This window comes from Microbacterium fluvii (assembly GCF_025515205.1).
Classification (GTDB): domain Bacteria; phylum Actinomycetota; class Actinomycetes; order Actinomycetales; family Microbacteriaceae; genus Microbacterium; species Microbacterium fluvii.
The window spans coordinates 177,596-197,801 of record NZ_JAOPFX010000002.1; the positions used below are offsets into that span (position 1 = coordinate 177,596).

Annotated in this window: 18 protein-coding genes; 11 read left to right on the top strand and 7 right to left on the bottom strand. The window is 71.2% G+C overall.

Annotated elements, in window-relative coordinates; genetic code table 11:
- The first annotated feature begins 5 nt into the window (after positions 1 to 5).
- Both OAW74_RS09510 and OAW74_RS09515 read left to right on the top strand, forming a co-directional pair.
- Complete coding sequence (locus OAW74_RS09510) at positions 6 to 995, top strand: DnaJ C-terminal domain-containing protein (protein ID WP_262874121.1); 990 nt, start codon at positions 6 to 8, stop codon at positions 993 to 995.
- Positions 996 to 1,109: 114 nt separating this feature from the next.
- Positions 1,110 to 1,571 carry a heat shock protein transcriptional repressor HspR gene (locus OAW74_RS09515; RefSeq protein ID WP_262874122.1) on the top strand — a complete coding sequence of 154 codons (462 nt, stop codon included), beginning with the start codon at positions 1,110 to 1,112 and terminating at the stop codon, positions 1,569 to 1,571.
- Positions 1,572 to 1,649: 78 nt separating this feature from the next.
- Here OAW74_RS09515 and OAW74_RS09520 read toward each other — a convergent pair whose 3' ends face one another.
- Together OAW74_RS09520 and OAW74_RS09525 are read right to left on the bottom strand one after the other, a co-directional pair.
- On the bottom strand, positions 1,650 to 5,000 hold the full coding sequence (locus tag OAW74_RS09520) for a DUF5979 domain-containing protein (protein WP_262874123.1): 3,351 nt from the start codon (positions 4,998 to 5,000) through the stop codon (positions 1,650 to 1,652).
- A gap of 29 nt (positions 5,001 to 5,029) precedes the next feature.
- Positions 5,030 to 6,409, bottom strand: a complete 1,380-nt coding sequence (locus OAW74_RS09525) for a DUF2252 domain-containing protein (RefSeq protein WP_262874124.1) — start codon at positions 6,407 to 6,409, stop codon at positions 5,030 to 5,032.
- 103 nt (positions 6,410 to 6,512) lie between these two features.
- On the opposite strand from OAW74_RS09525, the gene OAW74_RS09530 reads away from it, so the two are divergent.
- Genes OAW74_RS09530 through OAW74_RS09545 form a run of 4 tightly spaced genes read left to right on the top strand, consistent with a single transcriptional unit; the run spans position 6,513 to position 10,706 of the window.
- On the top strand, positions 6,513 to 7,256 hold the full coding sequence (locus OAW74_RS09530) for a potassium channel family protein (protein ID WP_262874125.1): 744 nt from the start codon (positions 6,513 to 6,515) through the stop codon (positions 7,254 to 7,256).
- Complete coding sequence (locus OAW74_RS09535; protein ID WP_262874126.1) at positions 7,253 to 8,536, top strand: ion channel protein; 1,284 nt, start codon at positions 7,253 to 7,255, stop codon at positions 8,534 to 8,536. Before OAW74_RS09530 ends, OAW74_RS09535 begins: the two co-directional genes overlap by 4 nt.
- Positions 8,533 to 9,633: an AI-2E family transporter gene (locus OAW74_RS09540; RefSeq protein WP_262874127.1), complete on the top strand. Its 1,101-nt coding sequence runs from the start codon at positions 8,533 to 8,535 to the stop codon at positions 9,631 to 9,633. Before OAW74_RS09535 ends, OAW74_RS09540 begins: the two co-directional genes overlap by 4 nt.
- A complete protein-coding gene (locus OAW74_RS09545) occupies positions 9,630 to 10,706 on the top strand; it encodes a DUF998 domain-containing protein (RefSeq protein WP_262874128.1) in 1,077 nt (358 codons plus the stop codon). The genes OAW74_RS09540 and OAW74_RS09545 overlap by 4 nt, the downstream gene beginning before the upstream one ends.
- 27 nt (positions 10,707 to 10,733) lie before the next feature.
- Here the strand turns inward: OAW74_RS09545 and OAW74_RS09550 are convergent, their stop codons facing one another.
- From OAW74_RS09550 to OAW74_RS09565, 4 genes are read right to left on the bottom strand one after another with little or no spacing between them, the layout of a single operon-like run.
- Positions 10,734 to 11,078, bottom strand: coding sequence for an SHOCT domain-containing protein (locus OAW74_RS09550; RefSeq protein ID WP_262874129.1), 345 nt, complete (start codon positions 11,076 to 11,078; stop codon positions 10,734 to 10,736).
- Positions 11,075 to 11,518: a DUF1269 domain-containing protein gene (locus OAW74_RS09555; protein ID WP_262874130.1), complete on the bottom strand. Its 444-nt coding sequence runs from the start codon at positions 11,516 to 11,518 to the stop codon at positions 11,075 to 11,077. The genes OAW74_RS09550 and OAW74_RS09555 overlap by 4 nt, the downstream gene beginning before the upstream one ends.
- A gap of 16 nt (positions 11,519 to 11,534) precedes the next feature.
- Entirely contained in the window at positions 11,535 to 11,912 is a 378-nt protein-coding gene (locus OAW74_RS09560; protein WP_262874131.1) for an SHOCT domain-containing protein, read from the bottom strand.
- Between the two features lie 49 nt (positions 11,913 to 11,961).
- The gene (locus OAW74_RS09565) at positions 11,962 to 12,222 is read right to left on the bottom strand and encodes a hypothetical protein (protein ID WP_262874132.1); all 261 of its coding nucleotides are present in this window, start codon (positions 12,220 to 12,222) and stop codon (positions 11,962 to 11,964) included.
- A 175-nt stretch (positions 12,223 to 12,397) separates the two neighbouring features.
- On the opposite strand from OAW74_RS09565, the gene OAW74_RS09570 reads away from it, so the two are divergent.
- Both OAW74_RS09570 and OAW74_RS09575 read left to right on the top strand, forming a co-directional pair.
- Entirely contained in the window at positions 12,398 to 14,623 is a 2,226-nt protein-coding gene (locus OAW74_RS09570) for a LuxR C-terminal-related transcriptional regulator (protein ID WP_262874133.1), read from the top strand.
- Positions 14,624 to 14,657: 34 nt separating this feature from the next.
- Positions 14,658 to 15,800: an AI-2E family transporter gene (locus OAW74_RS09575; protein WP_262874134.1), complete on the top strand. Its 1,143-nt coding sequence runs from the start codon at positions 14,658 to 14,660 to the stop codon at positions 15,798 to 15,800.
- A 17-nt stretch (positions 15,801 to 15,817) separates the two neighbouring features.
- Here the strand turns inward: OAW74_RS09575 and OAW74_RS09580 are convergent, their stop codons facing one another.
- Positions 15,818 to 16,420 (bottom strand): hypothetical protein, encoded by a 603-nt coding sequence (locus tag OAW74_RS09580; RefSeq protein ID WP_262874135.1) that lies wholly within the window; start codon positions 16,418 to 16,420, stop codon positions 15,818 to 15,820.
- 127 nt (positions 16,421 to 16,547) lie between these two features.
- Between OAW74_RS09580 and OAW74_RS09585 the strand changes: the two genes are divergently transcribed.
- The 3 genes from OAW74_RS09585 to OAW74_RS09595 all read left to right on the top strand — a co-directional run bounded on the left by OAW74_RS09585 (position 16,548) and on the right by OAW74_RS09595 (position 20,202).
- Positions 16,548 to 17,759: a glycosyltransferase gene (locus OAW74_RS09585; RefSeq protein WP_262874136.1), complete on the top strand. Its 1,212-nt coding sequence runs from the start codon at positions 16,548 to 16,550 to the stop codon at positions 17,757 to 17,759.
- A gap of 6 nt (positions 17,760 to 17,765) precedes the next feature.
- Entirely contained in the window at positions 17,766 to 19,001 is a 1,236-nt protein-coding gene (locus OAW74_RS09590) for a glycosyltransferase (RefSeq protein WP_262874137.1), read from the top strand.
- Positions 19,002 to 19,230: 229 nt separating this feature from the next.
- Positions 19,231 to 20,202, top strand: a complete 972-nt coding sequence (locus tag OAW74_RS09595; RefSeq protein ID WP_262874138.1) for a GlxA family transcriptional regulator — start codon at positions 19,231 to 19,233, stop codon at positions 20,200 to 20,202.
- Positions 20,203 to 20,206: the final 4 nt, after the last annotated feature.

Sequence of the window (20,206 nt, forward strand, 5' to 3'; positions counted from 1 at the left end):
CATCCATGGCCAGTCAGGACTGGTTCGACAAGGACTTCTACAAGACGCTCGGGGTCTCCAAAGACGTCTCCGACGCCGACCTGAAGAAGACCTACCGCAAGCTGGCGCGCAAGTATCACCCCGACTCCAACGCGGGCGATGCGAGCGCGGAGGCGAAGTTCAAGGAGGTCAGCGAGGCGTACTCGGTGCTCTCCGACAAGGAGCAGCGGGCGGAGTACGACCAGATCCGGGCGATGGGCTCCGGCGCACGCTTCACGGCGGGCGGCCAGGGCGCCGGCGGCTTCGAAGACGTCTTCAGCCGCTTCGGCGGGGCCCGCGGCGGGCGCACCGAGAGCGCCGACTTCGACGACATCTTCGCGATGTTCAACCAGCAGCAGGGCGGCGGCTTCGGCTCCGGCCGCTTCGGCCAGTCCACCGGCGGATTCCGCGGTTACGGGGGCCCGCAGCGCGGTGCCGACGTGACGGCCCGCACGACGATCGACTTCCTCACCGCCACGAAGGGCGAGACGATCACGCTGCAGGGCGAAGACGGCAAGCCGTTCAAGGTCAAGATCCCCGCGGGGGTCTCCGACGGGCAGAAGATCCGGCTGCGCGGCCGCGGGCGCCCGTCGCCCGACGGCGGCGAGACCGGCGACATCGTCGTGCAGGTCGCGGTGCGGCCGCATCCGGTCTTCACCCGTGACGGCCTCAACCTGCGGGTCACCGTGCCGGTGACCTTCACAGAGGCCGCTCTGGGTGCGACGATCGAGGTTCCGACGCTCGGGGGCGACCCGGTGAAGCTGCGGGTCGCCCCCGGCACTCCCTCGGGGCGCGTGCTGCGCGTCAAGGGGCGCGGCGTCGAGACGGCCAAGGGCACCGGCGACCTGCTCGCCGAGGTGCAGATCGCCGTGCCGTCGCACCTCGACGAGCGCGCCCGCGAGGCGCTCGAGCAGTTCCAGCAGCTCGAGCCCAAAGAGAACCCGCGCGCCGACCTCATGAGCAAGGCCCGAGGCTGACATCATGCGCTCGAATCAGGAGATCTCGCCGACACAGGAGGTTCCGCGGCGAAACGACCTGCCCCGGCGAGATCTCCTGATCTCAGGCGGGTTGCGGGAGGGGCGGTGGCATCGATGAGTGACAGCCCGATCGACGACGACGCGCCGATCTTCGCGATCGCCGTGGCCGCGGAACTCGCCGGCATGCACCCGCAGACGCTGCGGCAGTACGACCGGCTGGGCCTCGTTGTGCCCGACCGCACCCGCGGCGGATCGCGCCGATACTCGCTGCGCCACGTCGGGCAGCTCCGCGAGGTCGCCAAGATGTCGGCCGAGGGCATGGGGCTTCCGGCCATCTCGCGCATCCTCGAGCTCGAGGGGCGTGTGCGCGAGCTGCACCTGCGGGTGCGCGACCTCGAAGAGCGCGTGCGCACCGAGATGGAGCGCCGCCCCGGCGCCCGCGTGTTCGCGGCCGGTGCCAGCGGCGGCGTCATTCCGCTCCGCCACGGCGTGCGGGTGCGCCGCGCGACCGAGGTCGTGCTGTGGCGCCCCCGGCACACGATCGAGCAGGGCCAAGAGCAGCCAGACGACGACTGAGTCGACACGCGGGGGGCGGATGCTGTCGCGCCCGCGTCCCGACGCGTGCCGGCCCGCGCGTCCGATCCGAGCCGCGTGTCAGCCCTGCAGTCGCCCGGCCCGCCGCATCCGCTGCGCCGTCACCGCGATGCCGGCGACGATCAGCCCGAGGGCGGCCAGCGGCAGGAGGGGCGAGACGCCGCCGCCACCGGTGCCGGCGAGATCGTCGGGCGCTGTGTCGGGGTCGTCCGGCGTGGGTGCGGTGTCGGCCGTGTTGACGAGGGTGATCCGCACGAGCGACTGGTCGTTGATCGCCGCGTTCGGGATCACGACCCTGCCGTCGGGCTCCGGCGTGAGCACCTGACCGTCGACAGTCCACGTCGGCGCCCCCCACGAGACGCCGTCGACGTCGGGCAGGTCGCCTTCCTCCACCTCGACGATCGACGAGACCGGAATCCAGTCGCTGGTCAGCACGATGTCCGGCTCGAGTTCGAGGTGGGTCTGCGGTTCGCTGTCGAGCCACCAGTCGACCGGATAGGTCGTGCCGGCGGGCACCGCGTCGGCCCGCGGGCCGTCGACCCGCTTGACGATCGAATAGCGGGTCAGCTGCTCCACCGAGTTGGTCACGGTCGCCTCGGCGGTCTCGCCGGCGCGGATCACGAGGAAGTTCGAGGGCGTCCAGACGATCTCGCCCCAGTTGTAGTCGTCGGGGAGGGCGGACTCTGCGGGAGTCACCTCTTCGAGGCGCACGACCGTGCCGACCGTGAACCGCACGGGCATCCCGTCGCCGTCGAGGGGCCCCGCCGCCGTGCCGTCGGCCGGCAGCTCGAACGTTCCGGTGGTGACCCCCGAGCTGGGGCTCCAGGCGGTGTAGGTCACCGTGAACGTGTCGTCGAGCAGTTCGTCGGCGCTGATGCCGACGAGGTCTTTCGACACAAGGAAGGTGCCCGTGATCAACGAGGCGTCGTTGGTCACGGTGCCATCGACCGTGCCCTCGCCGCCGGTGCCGATGACCAGGCTCGACGAGGAGTAGCCGGGGGCGCCCCAGCGGAGGAAGGGCACGTTGGGTGCCGTGAGCTCTTCATAAGTGACGACCGTGCCGTAAGGGAACTGCAGCGGATCACCGGCGGCGTCCACCGGTCCCACCGGCGTGCCGTCTGCGGGCAGCCGCAGCACGCCGTCGACGGTGCTGCCGTCGGGCAGCGTCGCCTCCCACGCGACGGTGAACTCGATCGAGGAGGGCAGGTTCTCGCCCGAGATGCCTTCGAACTCCTTCTGCAGGGTGAACGTGCCCTGCCGCAGCGAGTTGGCGACCTCGATCGTGATCGCCCCCTCGTCGGTGGGCAGGTCGACCTCGACGGGCTCGCCGAAAGGCGCCGGGTAATCGGTGGAACCGGTGCCGGTCGTCACGGTGATGACGGGCTCCGCCCACCCGCTCACATCGACCGGAGTGCCGCCGTTGGTGGGCACCTCCTCGGCGAGATAGAGCACATCCGCTGCGGGGTCGACGCCGGTGAGCTCGGCCGGCGCATCGATCGGAAGCGGCACGGTCGTGAGGGCCGACGGGGCTGCGCCGTACGACAGGGTGTAGTCGAAGGCGGCCATGCTCGCATCGCCGATCGACTTGACGATCGTGATGGTGCGGCCGACCCCCTCGGGTGCGTAGGTGTTGGTCACGGTGGCCAGCACGTTCTGCCCGCCCGAGGTGATCTCGACGATCCGAGAGGGGCTCCACGAGACACCCGTGAGGTCGTACCCCGGCACATCGGGCAGCGTCGTGCGGTCTTCGACGAGGAGGATGCGGGTGCCCACAGGGAACTGATCGCCGACGTCGACGGGCGTGCCGTCCAGCGGAACGTCGAGGGTGCCGGTGCCGACGAACCCTCCCTCGAACGCGGCCGCCCACGCGACCGTGACGTCGCCGGAGGGGAGGTCGCCGGGGGCTACGCCCTCGACCTCCTTGGCCACCGAGAAGGTGCCGGTGGGGTCGGCCTCGGCGGTGTTGGTCACCGTCACCAGCTGGGGCTCGTCGCCGATGGTGATCGGCGATGGCGTGATCTCGACGTCGGTCCAGGTGTACCCGGGCACCGAGATCGGTTCGATCTCGGCGAAGGTCACCTCGGTGCCGATCGGGAAGTCGACCCCCGCGTCTACCGTCGTGCCGCCGGCCGGCAGCTCGAGCGACGACGAGTACACGGTGCCGTCCGGCTCGGTCGCGGTGTAATTGACCGTGAAGGTCGTGCCGTCGGGCAGCTCGTCGTCGTCGATGCCGACGAGCGCCTTGCGCATCGAGAAGGTGCCGAGGGTCGGCTCGCAGGTGAGCGTTCCGGCGAACAGGAACGAGTGCACCTCGCCGCCCTGCAGCGTGACGTCGCGCCCGAGCACCTGACCGTCCAGCGGTGCGGCGGTGATCGTCACATCCGCGTCGGGGGCGTAGATCGATCCGTCGATCCGCGCTTCGGCGGCCGCCACCGCGACGTCGCCGGTGAGCTCGGACAGATCCCAGAAGATGTAGGGCGAATAGGCGCCCTGCGGGTCGGCCCTCGCCCCGATCACGGTCGTCGTGGTGGGGTCGGTGACGCGGATCACGAGCGGGTTGACGACGCCGGGCGTCGGGCCGGGGGAGAACTGGATGAGCGCGGTGCCGGCGATGTCCTCATAGTCGACGACGTTGGGCTGGTCGGCACTGAGCGGCTCGAGCACGACGCGGCTGCCCACGTCTTCGGCGACCCCCACGTGATGGCCGACGTCGGTGAAGGCCAGATCGTCGAGACACTGCTTGGCCTGGTCGTAGGTCGCCTCCGCGTTCGCCTCGACGTAGTCGGCGACGGCGGTGGCGGAGGTGTCGAACGTGTAGATGCTGCCGTCTCCCGTCGCGGATGCGGGGGGCGCGGCATTCGCCGGGTAATCCTGCGCCGTGGCGTCGATCAGCGGCGTCGCATCGACGGTCGATGCGTCGAGGTTCAGGCGCAGCCAGTCGGCGCGCGCCGCGGCCTGCCACGGGCCGGTGCGCTCGACCATCTTCAGATCGCCCTGCAGCGTCGGGTCGGACGTTCCGGCGCTCGTGATCGCCAGGATGCCGTTGCTGGCCGGCGAGTACGACCCGACGAGCAGGCGCGTCGGGTCGCCGTCGACCGTGGGCAGCGTGTAGTCGGCGGTGCCGGCCGAGACGTGGATGATCGTGTACTGGTCGCTCTCTGCCTGTGACGTGCGCGCGACCCCGCCCGCGGCGAGCGATCCCTCGGTCTCGTCGTTGGCCATCACGAGGTCTTCGCGGGCATACACGGTGAAGCCGCCGTTCATCGCGAACGGGTTGAGGCTGTCGGGATAGGCAGCAGCGGCGGGCGATGCGGGCGTGAGTGCGACCGCGCCGGAGGCGGCCAGAGCCACGGCGAGGGTCGCCGCGGCGAGACGGCGGCGTCGGGGGTACTGGGCGGCGTCGGTGCGCATCGGTGTCCAACCTGATCGGGGCTCGGAGGTCAGTCAAGCACCTTGTTCGCCGCGCGGAACGCCTCGAAATCCGATCGTGACAGGTCTGCGTAGGCGAGCGCCCAGTCCACGAACACGTCGCCCAGAGTGTGCCCCTTGCCGATGTATCCGGCCACCTGCGATGCGCTCGGCGACTGCGCGTGCGCGCGGGCGAGGATGGCCGCACAGGCCTGTGCGTAGGTCACGAAAGCGCGGTCGTCGAGCGCCTCGACGTCGACGCCGCCCTTCATGTCATGGAACTGCCGCACATAGATGTCACCGAGCGCCGCCCTGACGCTCCCGAGGAACGGGTCGGAGTAGGCCTGCAGCACCCGCTGCATCGCGACGACCCTGGCGCCCTGTCCACCGTGTGCGATCTCGGCCTGAAGCGCGGCCGGCTGGCGGATGCCGCCGTACTCCACCAGCACACTCTGGTTCGCCTCCTTCGCCTGCAGCAGCAGGGCGTTGTCGGCGCCGTCCTGGAAGGCGACCAGGAAGCATCTGGTGCCGACACTGCCGACGCCGACGACACGCAGGGCGACATCGCTGGTGACGTAGTTCGACAGCACGGTGCGGATGTCGACCTGGGCACTGGAGAGGTAATCGCCCACGTTGCCCTCGAGGCGCGCGAGCACCTCGGGATCGCTCAACCTCACCATCGTCGGCGGAGTCTCGACGAATACCAGCCTGCCGTGTTCGTTCGCCCTGGTGAGTCTGCGCACGGCGCGCTCGCCGGTGCGCTTCTGGGCATCCTTGATCGCGGCGGTGATGGCTGCGCGCGACTTCTTGTCGAGGCCGCGCACCACCGACTCGAGATCGAAGTGGGCGAAGTAGCGCTCGGTCGGACTCAGCTGCGCGCTGGTCTCGATCGCGCCGGCATAGGTGGCCACCGCTTCCCGGGCGGCGGTCTCGATCACGCCGGCATCGCGTGAGGTCGCCTGCCCCGCCACGACGACACTGGTCACGAGCCGCTTGAGGTCCCACTCCCACGGCGCCCAGGCCGACTCGTCGAAGTCGTTGAGGTCGAAGACGAGGGTGCGCTGCGGCGAGGCGTAGAACCCGAAGTTGGCCACGTGCGCGTCACCGCAGGAGGCGACCAGGATGCCGGTGTGCGGGTCGCGGGCGAGGTCCGCCGCCATGAGAGCCGCGGTGCCGCGGTAGAAGGCGAACGGACTCTGCGACATGCGCTCCGTGCGCAGCGGCAGCAGCTCCTGCAGTCTCGACGCATTCTGACGGTCGATGATCCCGAGCGGATCCCGGTCGGTCGTGGTGCGCCGGGCGAGCGTGCCCCGCGGCGCGTTCTGCCGGGCGCGGCGCCCGAGCTCTCGAAGAGTGCCGGGCTCGGGAGGGTGAACCCAGGTCGCCGAGATCGGGTCGACAGCATCCGTCATGCCGTCATCCTCGCACCCGCGCGGGCGTCGCGTCGCCTCCCGCGCGGGGCGCGGCGCGGCGATGCTTCCTGTGCGGCGCATGCGGGCGCCCTAGAGTGCTCCCATGAGCGGCGAAGGCAGCGCACGCTGGGAGCAGGCCATCCACTGGCCGATGCTGCTCGCGTCGTTCGCCTGGCTCGTGGCCTACTCGTGGTCGGTGATCGCGGTTCCGGTCGGCGCCGACCGCACACTGGCGCTGGCGGTGATGGGCGTCACCTGGGTGTTCTTCGTCGTGGACTACGTCGTGCGGCTCGTGCAGAGCGGCGGCCATCTCTCCTGGGTGCGCGGGCATCTCTGGGAGCTGCTGGTGGTCGCGCTGCCGATGCTGCGGGCCCTGCGCCTGCTGCAGTTCATGACGCTCGCGCCCGGGCTGCGCCGGAGCGCGGGCACAGCGCTGCGCACCCGCATCGCGATCTACGGGGCGGGAGCGGCGCTGCTGCTGGTCTACCTCGGTGGCCTGATCGTGCTCGACGTCGAGCGCCGCGCTCCCGGCGGCAACATCGACACCTTCGGCGACGCGATCTGGTGGGCGTTCGTGACGCTCGCGACCGTCGGCTACGGCGACTTCTATCCCGTCACGATGATCGGGCGCACGGTCGCGGTCGGCCTCATGCTCAGCGGTATCGCCGTCGTCGGCGTCGTGACCGCGACGCTGTCGTCGTGGATCATCGAACGTGCGGCCCTCGGCCGCGACGACGACGAGCCCTCCACCAGGGGGCAGCTGCGCGCCGTGGCACGGCAGATCGACGATCTCGCCCGGCGGCTGGGCGAACCGGGCGACGGCACGGCCGAGAAGGAGGACGCATGACTGCGGCGGAGGCGACGACCGAAGGCCCAGGAGTGCGGGCGATGCTGATCGCCTCGGTGCCGGCGCTGCTGATCGGCGCGGGCAGCGCGCTGGTGCTGTGGGTCATCGACATGCTGGCCCACGGTCTGCAGCACTGGCTGTGGGACACGCTGCCGGCGCAGTTCGGTGCGAGCAGCACGACGCCCTGGTGGATCTTCGTCGTGCTCACCGCGGTCGGACTGCTCGTCGGCGCCGTCGTGCAGTTCGCGCCGGGGCGCGGCGGCGTCGACTCCGCCACGGTCGAACTCAACGCGCCGCCGCCGCCGATCCTCGCGGTGCCCTCGATCGTCATCGCCGTCACACTGAGCCTCGCCGGCGGCGTGAGCCTGGGCCCCGAGAACCCGATCATCGCGATCAACTCGGCGCTTGCGGTGACGCTGCTGGCCGGGATGTCGAAGGTTCTCCCGCCTCAGCTCGTGATCCTGCTGGCGATCTCGGGCACGATCGGCGCGCTGTTCGCGACCCCGGTGGCCGCGGCTCTCGTGCTCACCGGCACGGTCGGGGCGATGCGCGGACCGGGTTCGCTGTGGGACAAGCTGTTCCTGCCGCTGGCGGCGGCCGGCGCGGGCGCTGTGACGATGCACCTGCTCGGTGGCGAATCGATCGCGTTCACCCTCGAGCCGATGGGCGAGATCCAGCCGATGTACCTCGTGCTCGGCTTCGTCGTGGCGGCCGCCTCCGCCGGCGTCGGCATCCTCGCGGCATGGCTGTTCCCGTACCTGCACCGTGCGTTCCACTCCCTGAAGCACCCGATCGTCTTCACGACGCTCGGCGGCGCCGTGCTGGGCGTGCTCGGGATCATCGGAGGGCCGCTGACGCTGTTCAAGGGACTCAACGAGACCGGTGAGCTGCTCACCCACCCCGATGCCTACTCGGCGGGGCAGCTGGCGCTGTTCGCGGGGGTCAAGGTCGTCGCGCTCCTGGTGGCGGCCAGCGCCGGATTCCGCGGCGGCCGGATCTTCCCCGCGGTCTTCATCGGGACGGCGCTGGGCCTGCTCGGCTACGCGCTGATCCCCGGCATCCCGATCGCGCTGGCGGTCGCCTGCGGCGTGATGGGCATCACCCTGGCCGCCACGAAGGACGGCTGGATGGCGATGTTCATCGGCGTCGTGCTGGTCGGCGACGTGACGGTGCTGGCCCTCCTGTGCATCATCGTGCTGCCGGTGTGGCTGCTGGTGACCAAGGCGCCCGAGCTCGTCGTGCATCCGGCGCCGCACGAGAAGGCGCAGGTCGCCTCATGAGGCGCCGCGTCGCCCCCGTCCCACCGCCGGCGGCCCCCGCCCCTGTGCTGTCGCCGTCGCTGCGCATCCTCCTCGGCCTCGCCGCCGCGGTCGTCGTGCTGGCCGGGCTCTCGTTCGCCCGTGAGCTGGTGGGCCCGCTCGCCCTCGCCGCCGTGATCGTCATCATCTGCCATCCGGTGCGCCGGCCGCTGGAGCGCGCGGGCTGGCCGCGCTGGGCTGCCACCACGGCGGTGATCGTGGTGGCCTACGTCGTGCTGGCGATCCTCGCCGCACTGCTCGTGTTCGCCGGTGTGCAGTTCGGCAGACTCGTGGCCGATATGGCCGGGGATCTGCGGGGCACGGCCGACGAGGTCATGGCGTGGCTCACCTCTCTGGGCCTCGACTCGCAGCTCGCCGGCGCGACCGCCACGCTGCTGGAGCCCACCCGCATCCTCGCCGTCGTCACGTCGCTCGGAGGCACAGCGCTGAACGTGCTGACCGCGTTCTTCTTCGTGCTCGCCTACGTGATCTTCATGGCCGCCGACGGTTCGCGCTACGCCCGCGCCGAGAGCTCGTTCGGGCCGCGGGTGCGACCGGCGATGGCGCGGTTCGACTCCTTCAACCGCGGAGTGCGGCGCTACTACGTCGTCAACGCCTCGTTCGGCGCGGTCGTGGCGATCATCGACGGTCTCGCGCTGTGGTGGCTGCAGATTCCGGGGGCGGCCATCTGGGCGATCCTCGCGTTCGTCACCAACTTCGTCCCCAACATCGGGTTCGTGCTGGGGCTCGTGCCGCCCGCCGTGCTGGCGCTGGTGGTCGGCGGGTGGCCGATGATGCTCGCCGTCATCGCCATCTACTGCGTCGTCAACGTCACGCTCCAGGTGCTGATCCAGCCCAAGTTCGTCAGCCATGCGGTCAACCTGAGTCTCACGCTGAGCTTCTTCTCGGTGATCTTCTGGACGTTCATCATCGGCCCGCTGGGTGCCATCCTCTCGATCCCGCTCACGCTGCTGGTGCGGGCTCTCGTGCTGGAGGGCGACCCGAACACGCGCTGGCTGCGCTGGCTGTCGGGCGACCATGCGGCAGCGCACCGATCGGATGCCGGAGGCCCGCCGTGAACGGCGGATCGGGCGGTCGCGGGCTGCGCCCCCTCTCGGCGATGATCGCGGATCGAACAGAGAAGTCTCTGGAGTCGCTCGCCCTCGGGGTCGGCGCGGTGGCGTTCGTGCTCAGCGCCGTTGCCGCCCTGCTGGTCTTCGGCTTGGAGCCGACCCCCATCTCGGGCCACGGATCGGTCGGGCAGTTCTCGGCGATCGCGTCGGCGGTGGTCGGCATCGGCGCCTTCGCCTTCGGCCGATTCGTGCTGAACCGCCGAGGCGAGGGGCCGCGGCCGCTCGGTCCGCTCGACTATCTCGATGTCGCGGCGCTCGCCTTCGCCCACGGGGTCATCGCGCTGCTGGCGTGGCTGCTGGTGGCCGACATCATGGCCGAGGCCTTCGTCGACGCCGAGGTGTTCGCCCTGCCGACCCTCGCCCTGGCCGGTGCGACCGCCGCCGTGACCGCCTACCTCTCCTTCTTCTCTGCGACCCACATGGACCTGCAGCTCCTGGCCGTCGTGCTGGCGGTCTTCCTGGTGCTCGGCATCACGGCGAGCATGCTGACCGCGAGCGACCCGCTGTGGTGGCACGAGCATCTGAGCGCCCTCGGCATGTCCGACGACATCTCCGCGCTCGCCTTCAACCTCACCCTCATCGTCGCGGGAGTCATCGTCACGACCCTCGCCCGCTACACGACGCGCGCGCTGCCGAACGTGGTCGGCACGGGAGGGCGCAGCATCCGCACGTGTCTCGTGATGATCGGCGTGTTCCTGGGCCTTGTCGGCGTGTTCCCCGTCGACAGGTTCTTCTGGATCCACACGGCCGTCGCCTCGGGCATGGTCGTGGCCTACGGCGTGCTGGTCGTGCGGCTGTCGCACTGGATGCCCGGGCTGTCGCGGCCGTTCCTTCTCATGGGCCTGCTGTTCCTGGCGGCCATCGTCGTGCTCGGCGTGCTCTATGCCGTCGGCTACTACACGCTCACGGCCGTGGAGCTCGTGGCCGGCGTGCTGGTGTTCAGCTGGATCATCGTGTTCATCCGCGGCGCCGCGGTGCTGGGGCAGGATGCGCGCGCAGAGGGGCCGCACCCGCGCTGAACGCCGGTGCGGCCCCTCTGCGGTGGATCAGCCGAGCAGTTTCGCCTTGGCGGCGGCGAACTCGGCGTCGTCGAGCACGCCGGCATCCTTCAGCGCCGCGAGCTTCTGCAGCTCGGCGACGACGTCGACCCCGGATGCCGCCGGCACGGGCGGCGGAGGCGGGGGAGCGGCCTGCGCGACCGCGGCCTGGGCGGCGGCCTGCATCTGCGCCTGCTGCTGAGCAGCCGCGTACTGCTGCTGCTCCCACTCCGACTGAGCCTGCTGCTGGCGTCGATTCGACATGCCGGCGTTGACCGCGTTGGCCGTACCGGCGACGACCGCCGTACGGGCGGCGAGTCCGATGAGGCCGGGCCGGCCCCCTCTTCTCATCATGATTCCTCCTCCTCGCTATCGACGACCGAGTCGACCAGGGCGTTGACGACGGGAGCGGGGATGCGCTCCACGCTGAGCACGCGGCCGCCGGAGGCGGCGACGCGCTCGGCGAGCTTGGTCGCCCAGGCGAGTTCGAGCACCGCGAGCATCGCCGAGGTGCCCGGCGGGATGAGCTCGGCGAGCTCGTCCACGTCGTCGTCGCCGGCCAGGCCCTCGGCGGCGAGCTCGACGGTGCCGAAGCCGTACTGGTCGGTCTCGTCTTCGATCTCGGTGACGGTGACCTCGCCCGCCTCGTCCTTGGAGATGATGAGCAGGTCGAGCAGTCTCAGCGTGCCGTCGGCGATCAGGTCGGCGAGCGCCTCGAAGACGTCGGGTGCCGGCCTGTCGCCCTCGAGGGCGACGAGATAGAACTCGACGGGGCCGAATGTGAACGTAGCCACAGCGCACTCCTGTCTGTCAGGCGAGAGCCTTGGCCTTGATGGCGTCGAACTCGGCCTGCGAGATCGCGCCGCTGTCGAGCAGCGTCTTGGCCTTGGCGATGTCGTCGATCGAGCTGCCAGAGCCCGCCGTCGCGCGGATGTAGGCGTCCTGATCCTCTCGCAGCGCCCGCGCCTGCGCCATGCTGCGCCGGCTCATGCCGTCGCCGCGGGCGATGAGGTAGACCAGGGCCGTGAGGAACGGCACGAAGATCAGGAAGATGATCCACACGGCCTTGAGCCAGCCGTTCAGTGAGCTGTCGCGGAAGATGTCGCTGAGGATCGAGAACAGCGCCATCAGATAGGCGATGAAGACGAAGCACCAGAAGAACCAGGCGATCCAGGACCACAGATCCATTGTTTGACCAATCGTCGAGCGTGCCGGTCGGAGTGCCGGCACCTTCACGCTAGGAGCGGGGCGGATCGTCGAGCGTCACCCCGGCCGGGTGAAAAGCCTCGTCGCCGTCGAGCCGCTGGAACGAGAGCACGTCGATGTGCAGATCCGCCAGCATGTCGAGCAGGCCCATCAGCCGGGCCTGGTCGGGCACGGGGCCGACGATCCTCGTGCGCCCGTCGTCGATCGGCTGCAGGTCGAAGCCTCCGAGGGCGGCGCTGAGGTCTGTGCCCAGCCGGCCCGAGATGACGATCTCGACGAGGTGAGATTCCATGCGCCGACCCCCCGGATCTCGGTCATCACGGCTGCCCGTCGCAGTCGTCGGCCCTGTCGCGATTGTGACGGGAGTCATCGCGCCCCGCCTCACCCGTGTGGAATGATTCGGGAAAAGCGGAGGGATTCCCAGGATGCCGCCTCTTGCCGTGCCCCGGCGGCCACCGGCTCACGCGGTGGACCGCCCCTCCCTGCGCGCCGCGCTCGACGCGGGCCTCGAGGCTCCGCTGTCGCTGCTGGTCGCCCCCGTCGGCGCCGGCAAGAGCGTGCTGCTGGCGCAGTGGGCCGCGACTCTCGGGGCGATGCCGGTCGCCTGGGTCGACATCACCGGCGGCGACGCCGACCCGATCGAGTTCACCGACCGGCTGATCGACGCCCTCCGCGCCGCCGTGCCGTCGCTCGCCCTCCCCGGCGTTCCCGTCGCCTCGGTCGTGGGGCGGCTGGGCGAGCCCTTCCTGCACGAGTTGGCCGACTGCCTCGCCGAGGCGGGCGCGCTCGTCGTGGTCTTCGACGATCTCCACCACCTCGGCGGCACCGAGGTGCTCGCCGATCTCTGGCGGCTCGTCGACCTGCTGCCTCCCGGTATCCATTTCGTCTTCTCGTCGCGCGTCGATCTGCGACTGGGGTGGAGCGGGCTTCGCCTGCGGCACGGCCTGGTCGAACTGCGTCAGCGCGAGCTGGCCTTCGACTCCGACGTCGCGGCCGAGGTGATCCGGCGCATCGGCGGCGTCGAAGTGGCCTCCGAGGCGCTCGCCGCCGTGATGGAGCGCACCGAGGGATGGGCGGCCGGTGTGCAGCTGACGGCGCTGGGGCTGCGCCACCACAGCGACCCCGATCAGCTCGTCGAGGCGATCGCCGAGACCGATCGGCTCGTGGTCGACTACCTCGGCGAAGAGGTGATGGACCGCCTGCCCGACGAGCGCCTGCGGGCGCTCGTGCGGCTCGCGGTGCCCGACGAGCTCACCGGTCCGCTCGTGAGCGAGGTGGCGCGGGTGCCCGACGGCGCGGGCCTGCTCGAAGCCCTCGAGCGCGAGTCGATGTTCCTCGCCCCGGTGCCCGGGCAGCCGGGCGTCTACCGGTTCCACCGCCTCTTCCGCGATCTGCTGACGTACCGGCTGCGCGCCGGGAATCCCGCGCTCGAGCGCGAGCTGCTGCTGCGCACCGCCGCGTGGCACCGCCGCGACGGCGACCGCGACGCCGCCGTCGAATGCCTCCTCCGCGCGCACGCGTGGGATCAGGTGCTCGATGAGCTGCTGGCTGCGGGGCGCGACGTCTACGAGGCCGTGCGCACGCCGCGCCTGGCCCGGTGGCTGGGTGCCGTGCCCGCAGACGCGCGCGCGAAGCGCCCGGTGTCCGACGTGCTCCGTGGCATCGCCGAGGGAATGGCGGGGCACGCGGCGACGTGCATCGACGTGCTCGGCGGGGCGCTGGCCTCCGACGGGCTCGGCGAGGGCGAACGCCAGGCGGCACTCGCCTACCGCGCGGTGTGCGTGCAGTTCCTGCCGGACGCCGAGTTCTTCGTGGCGGCCGCCGAGCGTGCGCTCGCCGAGCTGGCAGCCTTCCCCGATGCGCAGACCCCCGACCTGCTCGGGCTCACCGCCCGCCCCTACCTCGAGATGGTCGCGTGGGTGGCGCTGGGGCGGGCGCGCTTCTTCCAGGGCGACCTCGACGCCGCACGCGTCGCGCTGCGCACGGGACTGCAGACGGATGCCGCCGACTACCTGCCGTATCGGGTCCATGCCCTCGGCAGCCTGGCCCTCGTCGACGCCTTCGCGGGGCACCTGTTGGAGGCGGAGTCGCTGGCGGAGGAGGCCGTGGCGATCGGCCGCGACGTGACCACCCCCGGCCATCCCGCGCCGGCCGATGCGTTCCTGGCGCGATCGGTCATCGCCGCTCAGCGCGGAGCGCACGCCTCCGCCGCGGCCGACCTCGCCGAAGGGTGGCGGTGCGCGACGGCGAACAACCGCACGCAGCTGCAGTGGATCGCCCACCTGATCGCCGAGGCGATCGCCCTCGACGGCGATGCGCCCGCCGCGCAGACGCCCCCCGGGCCCCCGCCCTCGGTCGTCGATCGCGCGCTGCGGAGCCTCCGGGCGCAGAGCGGCGGCGCGGGCACCCGCTTCGGACTGTTCGGCGGCCGGCCGCTCGGGGCGCCGCCCGCGGCCGCACCGGAGCCGCTGCTGGAACCGCTCACCGCGCGCGAGTGCGAGATCCTCGTGTATCTGCCGACCCGACTGACCGTCGCCGAGGTCGGTGCGCGCTGCTTCGTCTCGAGCAACACCGTCAAGACCCACCTCGCGCACATCTACCGCAAGCTCGGGGTCGCGACCCGAGACGAGGCGATCCGCCGTGCGTACGAGCTCGACCTGCTCGACCCAGGCGAGATCGTCCATGCCGGGTGACGTGGGCGGCCGCCGGGGCCGCCAGGGTGAGGGCATGAGCGAAGACGGCGCCGGCGCCGCGCCGGTGCCGGCCGTGCAGCCGGATCGCGCGGCGGAGGACGCGGCATCCCACCGCCGCCTCGCCGGCGTGCTCACCGCGATCGACCGGCCGATGGTCTCGGCCTTCGCGGCGACGCTCGGGGTGCTCGGGGCCCTCGTCATCGGGAGCGCGATCGGGCAGATCTCGACGATCATCGTCTACATCGTGCTGGCGCTCTTCCTGTCTCTCGGGCTCGACCCGATCGTGCGGATGCTGGAGCGGCGAGGCATCAAGCGGGGCGGGGCCATCGCGATCGTGTTCGGCGCGTTCGCCCTGCTCATGGTCGCCTTCCTCGTCTTCGTGCTGCCGTCGGTGCTCGCTCAGATCGGGCAGCTCGTCGAGACGATCCCCGAAGCCCTCGCCGGCGTCCCGCAGTCGGCGTGGTTCCAGTCGCTCACTCCCGACGGGCAGGCGTTCGTCATCGACTGCGCGGCGGAGCTCTCGGCATGGATCGCCGACCCTGCCACCCTCGCGGTGATCGGCGGCGGCGTGCTGGCAGTGGGCGCAGGCATCGTCGGCGGCATCTCGGCGAGCTTCATCGTGGTGGCCCTCACCCTCTACTTCCTCGCGTCGCTCGATGCGATGAAGCGGGCGATGTACTCGCTCGCCCCCGCGCGCCGCAGGTCCAGGCTCGCCGACATGACCGAGCGCATCACGGGGTCGGTGGGCAGCGCCCTGATCGGCTCGGTGATCCTCTCGTCGCTCAACGCCGCCGCCGTGCTCGTGCTGCACCTCGTGATCGGCCTGCCCTTCCCCGCGCTCATGGCGGTCGTCGCCTTCGTCATCACGCTGATCCCGCTGTTCGGCTCGGTGATCTTCTGGGTGCTGGCCTCGGCGATCGCGCTGTTCAGCTCGCCGGGGCAGGCGCTCGCGTTCGCACTCGCCTACCTCGTATACATCCAGCTCGAGTCGTATGTGCTGAGCCCGCGGATCATGAACCGTGCGGTCTCGATCCCCGCGGCCCTCGTGCTGATCGGCGCGATGGTCGGCGGCGCGCTGGCCGGAGTGCTCGGGGTGCTCGTGGCCCTGCCGGTGATGGCGTCGATCCTGCTGATCATCCGCGAGATCGTCGTGCCCCAGCAGGACCTCAAGACCTGAGGGCGCCGACGTCGCCGTCAGGCGGGATCGAGCCGGAGCACGTCGCCCGACTCGGCCAGCGGCAGATCGTCGACGATGCGCAGCGACCGGGCGAGTTCGTCGACGCCGCCGATCACGGTGCCGAAGCGCTCGCGGTCGCCGCACACGGCCGTCAGCGTCACCAGGTGGGTGCCGGTGTCCCACGTGTAGGTCGCGAACGGCGGGGGCGTCGCGCCGTCGTGCGCCGGCGGCAGCGGCATGGCGAGCTTCTCGCCGACCCCGAGGTGAGTGCCGCGGAAGCTCTCGGTGTCGTCGTATTCGATCGGCATCGCCGCACGCGCCGCCCGCAGCTGCGGGGTGAGCTGCTGCAGCTGGGCCATCGCCACCAGCAGCTCGGGGTCGTCCTTCCACACCCACACGAGCACCCGGCCGTCGGCTCGGCGGATGAGCGCCGGCGCGGCCTGACTCATCGCCCACGCGGCGAAGCTGCCGCCGGGGCGGGGCGAGGCGCCCATCGCGGCGCCCGCCTGGGACAGCAGCATCCCGATCGCCTTCTTGCGATGGCGACGACCGCGCCAGCCGAACGAGCCGGTGATCGGCACCCAGTGGAGCGGGTCGGCGTCGGCGTGCAGGCGCGGCATGTCTCCAGGGTAGGCGCGGATGCTGGCGCGCCGCTGTGCTCGGTCGCTCCGGCGGGCCCTCCGGTAGAGTTGAGGCGGCCCCGCACACCGCGCCGGGCCGCCGCAGAGATAGGCAGCCACCGATCCCGTGACTTCCCCCGCGACCCCCGACCTCCCGCCCGCCGAGCAGGCGCGCCCGCTCACGGTGCTCATCGGCGCCGACACCTTCACGCCGCACGTCAACGGCGCCGCCCGCTTCGCCGAGCGACTCGCCGCGGGCCTTGTCGGCCGCGGTCACAACGTGCACGTGATGGCCCCCAGCGCCGGACACCGCAACCACGGCGTCTTCACCGAGACGATCGAAGGGCGGCAGGTGATCATGCACCGCCTGCCGTCGTGGCGCTGGTACCCGCACGACTGGCTCACCTTCGTGCTGCCGTGGATGTCGAAGCACTACGCCCGCAAGGCGCTCGACGAGGTCAGACCCGACGTCGTGCACATCCAGTCGCACATCGTCATCGGCCGGGGCCTGGCCCGCGAGGCGCGCAAGCGCGGCATCCCGATCATCGCGACCAACCACGTGATGGCCGAGAACGTGCTCGACTTCACGGCACTGCCGTCGTTCCTCAACAAGACCATCCTCAAGCTCGCCTGGGCCGACGCCGAGCGCACGCTGTCGATGGCGCGCGCCGTGACGACGCCGACCCGCAAGGCCGCCGACTTCCTCGAGGCGACCGTCGACATCCGCGGCGTGCTGCCGGTCAGCTGCGGCATCGAGGCCTCCGACTACACCGCCGATCTCACCCCGCGAGAGGCGAACCGCATCGTGTTCGTCGGGCGGCTGACCACCGAGAAGCAGATCGACGTGATCCTGCGGGCGCTCGCGAAGCTCGACCCCGCGCTGGATGCCACGTTCGACATCGTCGGCAACGGCGACCAGCGACGCAACCTCGAGCAGCTCACGAAAGAGCTCGGTCTCACCGACCGCGTCACGTTCTACGGACACACCACCGACGAGCAGCTGCGGGGGCTGCTCACGCGCGCGAGCGTGTTCGCGATCGCCTCGATCGCCGAACTGCAGTCCATCGCCACGATGGAGGCCATGGCATCCGGTCTGCCGATCGTCGGCGCGGACGCCGTCGCGCTGCCCCACCTCGTGCACGACGGCGAGAACGGCTACCTGTTCGAGCCGGGGGACGTCGACGACCTCGTCGCGAAGCTGACGACGGTGCTGACGGCGGCGCCGGCAGAGCGGCTGCGCATGCAGCAGGCGTCGCTGGAGGGCGTGAAGGTGCACGACATGACGCGCACCCTCGAGACCTTCGAAGCGCTGTACCGCGACGAACCCCTGCCGGAGTAGCCCGCCGTGCACGTTGTGATGTTCGGCGATCAGCACGTCGAGTCGCTCGGCGGCGCGCAGGTCTCGATGCGGCTGCAGCGGCGGTTCCTCGAGAAGCAGGGGCACGTCGTCACGATGGTCGCCCCGCGCATGCACGGCGCGCGCGCGGCAGCGGTCGCTGAGCCTGTCGAAGCGGCGGGTGCCTACGTCGACCTTCCGTCCGTGCCGATCACGCTCGACCGCGAGTACTCGCTGACCTGGCCGGGGCGGCGCACCGATCGCACGCTCGACGCCCTCATGGCGGCGCGGCCGCCGGTGGACCTCGTGCACGTGCAGGCCGACTTCTGGGGCGCCTACATCGGGCACCGGTTCGCCCAGCGGCACGCGCTGCCGGTGGTGCACACGATGCACAACCGCGTCGACGTGGGCATCGAAGCGGTGGCACCTGCCCCCGGGCTCGTGCTGCGCGTGCTCAACGCCTGGGAGCGGCGCGCGCTCGGCGACGCCACCGGCGGAACCGACGGCTGGGCGTACCTGCGCCGGCTCGCGCAGCGCTCCGCCGCCGTCACGGCTCCCTCGGCCCACTTCGCCCGCCGCCTCGAGGCGCACGGCGCCGTGCCGGCCGGTGGCGGCGTCGATGTGGTCTGGAACGGCATCGACGACGAGCTGCTCGAGGCGGCCCTGGCCGGCACGCCACGTGATGCGGGCAGACCGCGCCTCGTGTGGGTGGGGCGCATGAGCCCCGAGAAGCGCCTGCTGCCCTTCCTCGAGGCGGTGGCGCTGGCGGGCATCGACGCCGACGTCGAGGTGATCGGAGGCGGCGGCCAGCTGCGCGCGGCGCAGCGCCTGGTCGAACGGCTGCAGCCGACCGCATCCGTCTTCTTCGCCGGGCGGATGCCGTATGCCGAGGTGCTCGGCGCCCTGCACGCCGCCGACGCCGTGGTGCAGACCTCGATCGGCTTCGAGACGCAGGGGATGACGCCGTTCGAGGCCGCATCGCTGGGGACGCCGGCGGTCGTGAGCGACCCCGACATCGCCCGGGAGCTGGGCCGGGGGTTCTGGGCGGTCGGGGGCGAGCGCGACGCGCCGCCCGAGGTCGCCGACCCCTCGGTGCCTGCTCTGGCCGCGGCGCTGCGGACCGCGGTGGCCGACATCGCCGCCGGCGCGGTGCCGGCGGTCGATCCGACGATCCGCGAGCGGTTCCGCCAGTCGTCGCGCACGGCGGCGATGGTCGAGATCTACGCGCGCGCCCTCGGCCGCTGAGCCGGCGGGTCTGCGGTCAGGGCAGCCGCGTGCGATCGGTGGGGATGCGACGGTAGCCGTCTTTGGGAAGACCGGTCATCGTCGCGAGGAGCCCGGCGAGGGCGAGGGCGCTGAGAAGAAGAAGAATGACCATGGCAGGAACGCTACGCTTGCGGTGAAACTGCCACGAGTGGCAGGATGGACAGGAAACAACGGAAAACTGCCACCTCGACCTCGCGGAGGAACCCCCATGGAATCGGTCGCCGTCATCGTGCAGCCCGGCTTCTCGCCGTTCGAGTTCGGCCTGGCCTGCGAGGCCTTCGGGCTCGACCGCTCCGACGACGGCATTCCGCCCTTCGACTTCCGCATCGTGGCGCCCGAGCCTGGCGCGATCGAGAGCAACATGGCGTTCTCGATCAACGTCGAGAACGACCTCGCCTTCGCCGACGAGGCCGACCTGGTCGTCGTGACCCCGATTCCGCGGTCGACCTGGTCGCAGGTCGATACGCGGGTCGCGGGCGTCGTGCGACGCGCGGCCGAGCGCGGTGCCTGGGTGCTCAGCGTCTGCAGCGGATCGTTCGTGCTGGCGGCATCCGGCATCCTCGACGGGCGTCGCGCGACGACGCACTGGAAGTACGCCGATCTGATGGCGCGCATGTACCCGGCGATCGACGTCGACCCCGACGTGCTCTATGTGCAGGACGGGCGCATCATCACGAGCGCCGGCACCGCGGCCGGGCTCGACGCGTGCCTGCACCTGCTGCGGCAGGAGCTCGGGGCCGAGATGACCAACACGATCGCCCGCCGCATGGTGGTGCCCCCGCAGCGAGACGGCGGGCAGGCGCAGTTCATCACGAAGCCCCTGGCCGAGGTGCGCAGCCAGTCGCTCGCGCCGGTGACCGACTGGATGCTGCAGCACCTGCGCGAAGACCTCACCGTCGACCAGCTCGCAGCCAAGGCGCACATGTCGCCTCGCACCTTCGCCCGCCGGTTCAAGGCCGATCACGGGGCGACGCCGGCGGCCTGGCTCGGCCGGCAGCGGCTGATCCAGGCGCAGCGGCTGCTCGAGCAGACCGATCTCGGTCTCGACGCGATCGCGTATGAGAGCGGCTTCGGCTCGGCCGCCGTGCTGCGGCAGAACTTCGCCCGGGTGCTCGGCATGACCCCGACCGCCTACCGTGCGCGCTTCACGTGCTCGGGCGAGGCGGCCCCGGCGGCCTGAGCGT

Excerpts from the sequence above, each read along its gene's own strand:
- OAW74_RS09550 (WP_262874129.1), bottom strand. The coding sequence starts at position 11,078 with ATGATGAGAAGAGGGGGCCGGCCCGGCCTCATCGGACTCGCCGCCCGT.
- OAW74_RS09510 (WP_262874121.1), top strand. The coding sequence starts at position 6 with ATGGCCAGTCAGGACTGGTTCGACAAGGACTTCTACAAGACGCTCGGG.
- OAW74_RS09525 (WP_262874124.1), bottom strand. The coding sequence starts at position 6,409 with ATGACGGATGCTGTCGACCCGATCTCGGCGACCTGGGTTCACCCTCCC.
- OAW74_RS09530 (WP_262874125.1), top strand. The coding sequence starts at position 6,513 with ATGAGCGGCGAAGGCAGCGCACGCTGGGAGCAGGCCATCCACTGGCCG.
- OAW74_RS09515 (WP_262874122.1), top strand. The coding sequence starts at position 1,110 with ATGAGTGACAGCCCGATCGACGACGACGCGCCGATCTTCGCGATCGCC.
- OAW74_RS09520 (WP_262874123.1), bottom strand. The coding sequence starts at position 5,000 with ATGCGCACCGACGCCGCCCAGTACCCCCGACGCCGCCGTCTCGCCGCG.
- OAW74_RS09560 (WP_262874131.1), bottom strand. The coding sequence starts at position 11,912 with ATGGATCTGTGGTCCTGGATCGCCTGGTTCTTCTGGTGCTTCGTCTTC.
- OAW74_RS09580 (WP_262874135.1), bottom strand. The coding sequence starts at position 16,420 with ATGCCGCGCCTGCACGCCGACGCCGACCCGCTCCACTGGGTGCCGATC.
- OAW74_RS09540 (WP_262874127.1), top strand. The coding sequence starts at position 8,533 with ATGAGGCGCCGCGTCGCCCCCGTCCCACCGCCGGCGGCCCCCGCCCCT.
- OAW74_RS09565 (WP_262874132.1), bottom strand. The coding sequence starts at position 12,222 with ATGGAATCTCACCTCGTCGAGATCGTCATCTCGGGCCGGCTGGGCACA.
- OAW74_RS09575 (WP_262874134.1), top strand. The coding sequence starts at position 14,658 with ATGAGCGAAGACGGCGCCGGCGCCGCGCCGGTGCCGGCCGTGCAGCCG.
- OAW74_RS09595 (WP_262874138.1), top strand. The coding sequence starts at position 19,231 with ATGGAATCGGTCGCCGTCATCGTGCAGCCCGGCTTCTCGCCGTTCGAG.
- OAW74_RS09535 (WP_262874126.1), top strand. The coding sequence starts at position 7,253 with ATGACTGCGGCGGAGGCGACGACCGAAGGCCCAGGAGTGCGGGCGATG.